Raw genomic sequence first — 6,304 nt, 5'->3', positions numbered from 1 at the left:
GAATAACGTTTTTTGACACTTGGGGGTAGTCTTATTTCTTAAGTTGATGGGCATGTGGATTCAGCCCTGTAAATAATAAAGCTGGTAAAGCAATGAGTCCACCACCACCTACAACTGAATCAATAAATGCAGCTAAAAATCCAAAAGCAATCAAAATAATTAATACGGATGGGTCTAAATAAAAATCCATATTGTTAACCTCCCCTTTAGTCACTATTCGAATAGTAACTAATAATTTGCTAAATGTAAACAGTTATTGTAACGTTGAAATATAAATGCAAACATCGGAGGACGAAAAAAGTGGACTACATAGTGCAACAGCTTAAAAAAATTGGTTTCAATGAATATGAAGCTAAATCTTATGTATCTCTTGTTAAACAAGGGCCTGTCACAGCCTACCAAGTGAGTAAGGATTCGGGTGTCCCAAGAGCGCGAATTTATGAGATTTTAGGTAACCTTGTAGAAAAAGGAATTGTCATGAAGGAAGAAATAAATGACACCACTCGCTATTCACCTCTACCTGTTGAAATCTTTTTACAGAAGGCGCAATCAGAATGGCAGTCTACTTATGAAGGAATCAGTGATTCATTAAAAACACTAGAAACTTCCGAGGAAAAAACGGATAATCGAGTGATTACTTTAAAAGACAATCAAACAATCATTAGCTATTGTCAGGCATTAATAAAAAAAGCAGAACGACGTATTGTCATTTCAATGTGGGATGAGATGTATGAAGCGTTAAAAGAAGATCTATCTGAAGTAGCTGATAAAGTTACAATACAAGGTATTACCCTGCATGTTGAAAATCCAATTAAAAATCTAGAAGCCCATCGCATAACACCTTATACAGAAACCTTGTCTACAGATCATTGGTTTATTGTATCGATAGATTCTAAAGAGATGATTTATGGACCATCACTTGAAGAGCGTAATATTGCTTTTTATACAGATGATCCCGTTCATATATACTTATTAGAGGATTATGTATGGCATGATGTGTTAGTAAATCGACTTGTCCGACGTAGCCAAGATGACTTGCAGCAATGGATTACTGCAGAGAGAAAGTCTTTCTTTATGGGGAAATGAGGAACATATTCAAGAGCAAACCAAAAGATTTGCGTATTAAACCTAACAACTTCTCCGTACAAAAATAGCCGACTATTATATAGTAAATATTCGGCTATTTTTGTATAAATTTATACAGACGCTGCCATTACCCCAGCGATTAATGAGATAAACGCTTCTCCCACTCTTTCACCTTTTCAATTGTTACATCTAATTTTTTAGCTTTTTCTTCTACACTCATTCCTTTAAAGAGCATTCCAGCTGCCGAAAGTGCTTTATCAATTTCTTCTTGCTTCTCCTGTTCATATAAACGACCTACTTTTGTCATCCGTAACCACTCCTTTACCTTTTTATATGCCTTCTTCTATTTTATCATCCAATCTCCACAAACCGTCCAAACTCCTTCAAAAACCTCAACTTAAAACTCCCCACAGGTCCATTCCGATGCTTCGCTACATGAATCTCCGTCATCTCCTTCTGCTTCGTTTCCTTATCGTAATAATCCTCACGATACATAAGCATAATGACATCCGCATCTTGCTCAATTTGTCCTGTCTCTCTTAAATCAGATAAAAGCGGACGCTTATCTTGCCGTGACTCTACAGAATGAGATAACTGTGACAGTGCTACTACACAAACATTTAATTCACGCGCTAATAACTTAAGCTTACGAGAAATCTCACTAATCTCTTGAAATCGATTGCCCTTATGCTTCGAATCGCCTGTAATAAGCTGCAAATAATCTACAATGACTAAAAGCTTTTTATCACCGTGTTTCCTCTTTAACTTACGAGTTTGCATCCAAATATCTTGTACCGTAACGCCTGCATTGTCGTAAATCTCAAATGGCAACTCACCAATCTCCGCAAACGCCTTACTTACCTTCTCCCAATCTTCCATCGCAAAACGATGCTTCGGATTTTTCAGCCTACCTCCTGACACTTCACCTATGCAAGAAGCCATCCTTTTTAACAATTGCTTACTACTCATCTCTAACGAAAACAATCCAACCGCCACTCCAGACTTCGCCGCATGCAATCCAACATTAAGCGCAAACGCAGTCTTCCCCATAGAAGGACGCGCACCAAGAACGACAAAATCACCTTCCTGCAATCCGCACGTCATTTTATTTAACGATGTATAACCAGTCTCAATACCAGTAATCTCTTTCACATCTTGATGAAGCTCCTCATACAAATCAACTAACGCATCCTTCAAATCAAACTCACATACAGAGTCTTTCTCCTCTAATTCACAAAGTGCCGTAATCGTCTCACCGATAACTTTCTCACTCTTCTCCGCAATAAGACGCTCTCCCATCTTGTGCCCGATAACACCAGCCTGATACATTTTCCACGCACCTCGAACAAGCCCCTCATAATAAGAGAAGTTGGCAGTAGTAGGCACACCATCCATTAACCCTATAAAATACTCCATTCCCCCGATCCCCTCTAAAAACTTCGGATCTACCCGAGAAATGAACGTCACAAGATCAATCGGTTGCCCCTCTGATTCCATCTTTCGCATTAACTGAAATATAGACTTATGTACTGGCATAGAAAAATACTGCTCCGTCAAACGGCACTCCTTAATAAGCTCTCCATCAATTAATAGAGAACCTAACACCGTCTTCTCCGCCTCCACATTTTGAATACTCATGGCCGCCACCCGCGCTCCGCTAAAAAGCGCTGCAACTCTTCCTCAGATGGCGCATTCTTCTCCCACTCCTCACACCTCGCCAAAAACTCCTCCGTCTCCCCCGTACTAACAGACGACTCCTTCTTCCTAAAGCTCGCCGTATCCGCCTCAACCTCAGAAACTTTCGTAAAACCTTTCCCATGCCAACCTCTCAAAATGCCCTTCACATAAGCAATCGTTCGCTTATTATTCTCAAACGCAATTTGAAGAGCCTTCAGCACAAGCTCCTCCGACAAATCATCCATCCACGCACTCAGTTCCTCCACCGCAAAAGGAGACAAACTACCGAAATGTTGCTCATAAAAAGAAAACACACGACTTCCCGTCTCTTCCTCTATAACCTCTTCTTCCGCCTCTATCTCCTCACAAACTGGCTCAACATCATCCACAGCCAAATCACTCGGCATACCGAAATGCGCTAAAAGCATCGGAACATTCAGCTCTTCCTCAGCGCACTTCTGAAGAAACATATGTACAAACTCCTTATTCTTCACACCCTTAAGCTCACGAAGCACGCACTTCTCCACATTCGTATTCGTCACCGGATTATAACGAAGCCAATTCAAAACGAATAACTCCCGCGTATCCGCATCATAAAGAATCTTCCCATAATCAATGAAGCGCTGCACAAGCTTATCAACAGTCTCCCGATTATAACCTGTCTCCATCTCAGCTAACCGCTTCGGAAAAGGAAAAATCCCACACTGCGTCGTCTTCGAACAAGTTAACAAATACACATAAAAGTACCGCTCCTCCGGCGTCAAATCCAAAACAAAATCATCCTGCCAAAAATTCACCTGCACATTACGATACACCGCCATCCTAATTCCTCCCGTCTCCGTTCAAAAGTAAAAGCCCCTTCATAATATATATGGGAGACTGGCCGGGTTTTTGGCGTGTTATTTTAAATTTTTTTTGACTACTACTACGGTGTTTGTTGTTGTTTTTGTTTTGTTATGTTTTTTCTTAGTGATTTATTACTTGGGAGGGGCTTGTAAGGGGCTTAGGAGGGGATAGTTATCGGGTTTTGTTTTTGCTTCGATATATTCTGTTAGTTCTTCTTGTGTTTTCTTTCAGATTTCTGTTATGTATTCTTCTTCAGATAGGATTCTTGTTGTGGGGTTTTTCCGTTAGCTTTTATTATTTGTGAGATTTTATTTTGGATTAGTTTGTTGTAGGTTGGCATGGGATTTTCCCGCTAATCATTTGATTATGTCTTAGATCCATTAGCACTAATGGATCTACAGAAACCACTACTCTTTTTAGCTAATTTTAAATACATCTATAAAATAAATTATTGTAAAACCAAATATAATTTCATCTTAAAAATCCACATCCCATGGTATAATCATCCATATGATTTTATATTTAATTTCTTATATTCTAGTGATATATAAACAAGAGACAGAATACATACTATTTGCTTAGATTAGATAAAGATAATTACCGATAAATTTAATTTAAAAATCCCAGACACGCATTATAATGAATAAGCTCTAGTCTATGCTCTATCACCGACTGAAAATGAAGATATACACAATACCCTCCCCTTCTTCATTAAAGCAAACCTAATAATACGATCAGGAATAAAAGTAACTTTATATAAAATCACTATTCTTGCGTTTGAACTAATCCAAATACACAATAAACACCCCATTGTAGCCAATTAAATATAGAACCCTTTTAGGAAGTTATCGTCAAAACATAATTCGTATTTAATGGTACTACAATTGGTATACATGGAATTGACAAGACTTTAAAACATAGGTTAATCCCTAGATTAAGGTAAAAATTTATATAATTATAACTAAAGGAGAATTACACTATGAACCAAGCAACCAATATAACTCAAACAATAGAATTTACTGTTGAAAATGGAATATTGACTGAAACTATTATAGAAAAAGGACAAAAAATACAATTTCATAAATTTACTACTTACTGTAAAGACGTACAAGGGACTAGTAAAGAAGCTAACCCTCGTAAACAAGACATCTCTAAAAAAAATAAGGTAGCTAATAAAATTCGTGAAACATTGCTTGATCCTGAAATTTCATTTCACACACGTAATAAGGGCATAACATATTTTGCGGAAGACATAGAGATACAGGATCTTGGAAATAGTACTTCTACGGTTAAAATTTTCTTTGCTGATCCGTCCTCTCAAGGAAGTGTAGATGGTGGTCACACTGAACTTGTAATATTAGATGAGATCGGAAACTATCCAGAGTGGAAAAAGGTTAATATTGAGGTCATGACTGGAATTAAAAGCCCATTTACTCACGTTTCAATTGCGGAATCTCGTAACACTGGAACTCAAGTAACTGCCGAAACATTAGATGAACTAAGTGGTATGCATGATATTTTGAAGAATCACCTTTCTAATACATCATTTGGTGATCGTGTTTCCTATAAACAGAACGAGCATAAAGAGGATGGGAAAAATCTAACGATTACACTAATAAAAAAGTTTTATGAGACATTTAATATTCGCGATTATGCTGATAAAGATCCTAAAGGAGTCTACAGCTCTAATCAAGGTGTTATTAATAAATATCGTAAAGAATATGAAGAACATGGAAATACTACAGGAAATGTTTATGAAAAAATGAAATATATTTCACCTGATATATTTAAATTAACATATTATATTCACAAAAACTTTAAAGACTTATATAACAAACATGGAAAAGGAAACTTTCTTGCCAATAAATGCGCTGATTTTAAAGAAGGCTCCCGCAAAGAATTGGTACTATTCGGTCAAACCGATGAATATTTAGATTACAAGGTGCCAAACGGACTTTTATTTCTTGCTCTATCTGGTTTCCGCCAATTTTTAGCAGAGGACAAGCATGGTTATTATGCTTGGAAGTTTGATATTTTTGAAAGCGAGAAGCAAGAAGAGTTATTAAAAGTAATTTTTGAAATCCTCGCATCTGGAATGAGAAATCATGATAATAATCCTCAATCAGTAGGTAAGGATGCAATGCTATGGCAATTAGTTAGAACACAAGTACTTATGAAGGCTTACATGAGTCAGTGGTTATGATAATTATTTTAATAAACATACTTAGGTGAAAAATGAGTCATCCTTTTTTACAAGGATGACTCATTTTTCTATAATTAAAACTATCTCAAAATAAAAAGAATAAGTTTTCTTCCTGATTTCAACAATATATCTTTTTTGTTTTAAGCTCCTAGTAATCCCTTACTCTTTGCATTTTTTTGTTATGCTCCTAATGTTACTAAACATCTTATAAATATTTACTATCTGAGTCAAATTTTTTCAAAGCATTCTTCTATTTGATCCCGAATATATGAATTTACTCTTTCAGTTAATTGATATATGCCATGAAAAGCTCATGTCACTCTTGACTACCCATATCAATTTCAAAAATTGTGATGAAGTTTTTCAGGTTACAAAATTAGCTAACGCCATATTGAATTGTGTGTTACACCATGTAACAGTCGTTAGTACTATTGCATAATCGTTTCGAGCTAAGGATTAAATAGAAAAAAGAAGAGCTCTACACCACCAACG

The 6,304-nt window shown here is 36.5% G+C and carries 7 protein-coding genes and 1 pseudogene; 3 read left to right on the top strand and 5 right to left on the bottom strand.

Going from position 1 to position 6,304, the window contains the following annotated elements; all coding sequences use genetic code 11:
• Positions 1–31 precede the first annotated feature (31 nt).
• On the bottom strand, positions 32–190 hold the full coding sequence (locus ACODS7_RS21545) for a hypothetical protein (protein WP_243168842.1): 159 nt from the start codon (positions 188–190) through the stop codon (positions 32–34).
• 110 nt (positions 191–300) lie between these two features.
• Here ACODS7_RS21545 and ACODS7_RS21540 point away from each other — a divergent pair, with 110 nt between their 5' ends.
• Entirely contained in the window at positions 301–1,086 is a 786-nt protein-coding gene (locus ACODS7_RS21540; RefSeq protein ID WP_029441756.1) for a TrmB family transcriptional regulator, read from the top strand.
• Between the two features lie 139 nt (positions 1,087–1,225).
• On the opposite strand, the gene ACODS7_RS21535 is transcribed toward ACODS7_RS21540, so the two are convergent.
• The 4 genes and pseudogenes from ACODS7_RS21535 to ACODS7_RS21520 all read right to left on the bottom strand — a co-directional run.
• Positions 1,226–1,393 carry a hypothetical protein gene (locus tag ACODS7_RS21535; protein WP_488827515.1) on the bottom strand — a complete coding sequence of 56 codons (168 nt, stop codon included), beginning with the start codon at positions 1,391–1,393 and terminating at the stop codon, positions 1,226–1,228.
• Positions 1,394–1,437: 44 nt separating this feature from the next.
• The gene (gene dnaB / locus ACODS7_RS21530) at positions 1,438–2,724 is read right to left on the bottom strand and encodes a replicative DNA helicase (protein ID WP_243168841.1); all 1,287 of its coding nucleotides are present in this window, start codon (positions 2,722–2,724) and stop codon (positions 1,438–1,440) included.
• Positions 2,721–3,584 (bottom strand): DnaD domain-containing protein, encoded by an 864-nt coding sequence (locus ACODS7_RS21525; RefSeq protein WP_089170516.1) that lies wholly within the window; start codon positions 3,582–3,584, stop codon positions 2,721–2,723. The genes dnaB and ACODS7_RS21525 overlap by 4 nt, the downstream gene beginning before the upstream one ends.
• 174 nt (positions 3,585–3,758) lie before the next feature.
• Positions 3,759–3,949 (bottom strand): annotated as a pseudogene (locus ACODS7_RS21520) (nucleoside triphosphate pyrophosphohydrolase); the annotation flags it as partial.
• Positions 3,950–4,588: 639 nt separating this feature from the next.
• Here ACODS7_RS21520 and ACODS7_RS21515 point away from each other — a divergent pair.
• Both ACODS7_RS21515 and ACODS7_RS21510 read left to right on the top strand, forming a co-directional pair.
• Complete coding sequence (locus ACODS7_RS21515; protein ID WP_243168840.1) at positions 4,589–5,812, top strand: AIPR family protein; 1,224 nt, start codon at positions 4,589–4,591, stop codon at positions 5,810–5,812.
• A gap of 244 nt (positions 5,813–6,056) precedes the next feature.
• Positions 6,057–6,251, top strand: coding sequence for an ATP-binding protein (locus tag ACODS7_RS21510; protein ID WP_289669735.1), 195 nt, complete (start codon positions 6,057–6,059; stop codon positions 6,249–6,251).
• Positions 6,252–6,304: the final 53 nt, after the last annotated feature.

The sequence above is a fragment of the Bacillus sp. FG16 genome, assembly GCF_057809515.1.
The sequence above is the reverse complement of the archived record's forward strand: the minus strand, read 5'-3'. Positions and strand labels throughout refer to the sequence as shown.

Coding starts and splice junctions, on each gene's coding strand:
- ACODS7_RS21545 (WP_243168842.1), bottom strand. CDS start 190: ATGGATTTTTATTTAGACCCATCCGTATTAATTATTTTGATTGCTTTT.
- ACODS7_RS21535 (WP_488827515.1), bottom strand. CDS start 1,393: ATGACAAAAGTAGGTCGTTTATATGAACAGGAGAAGCAAGAAGAAATT.
- ACODS7_RS21525 (WP_089170516.1), bottom strand. CDS start 3,584: ATGGCGGTGTATCGTAATGTGCAGGTGAATTTTTGGCAGGATGATTTT.
- dnaB (WP_243168841.1), bottom strand. CDS start 2,724: ATGAGTATTCAAAATGTGGAGGCGGAGAAGACGGTGTTAGGTTCTCTA.
- ACODS7_RS21515 (WP_243168840.1), top strand. CDS start 4,589: ATGAACCAAGCAACCAATATAACTCAAACAATAGAATTTACTGTTGAA.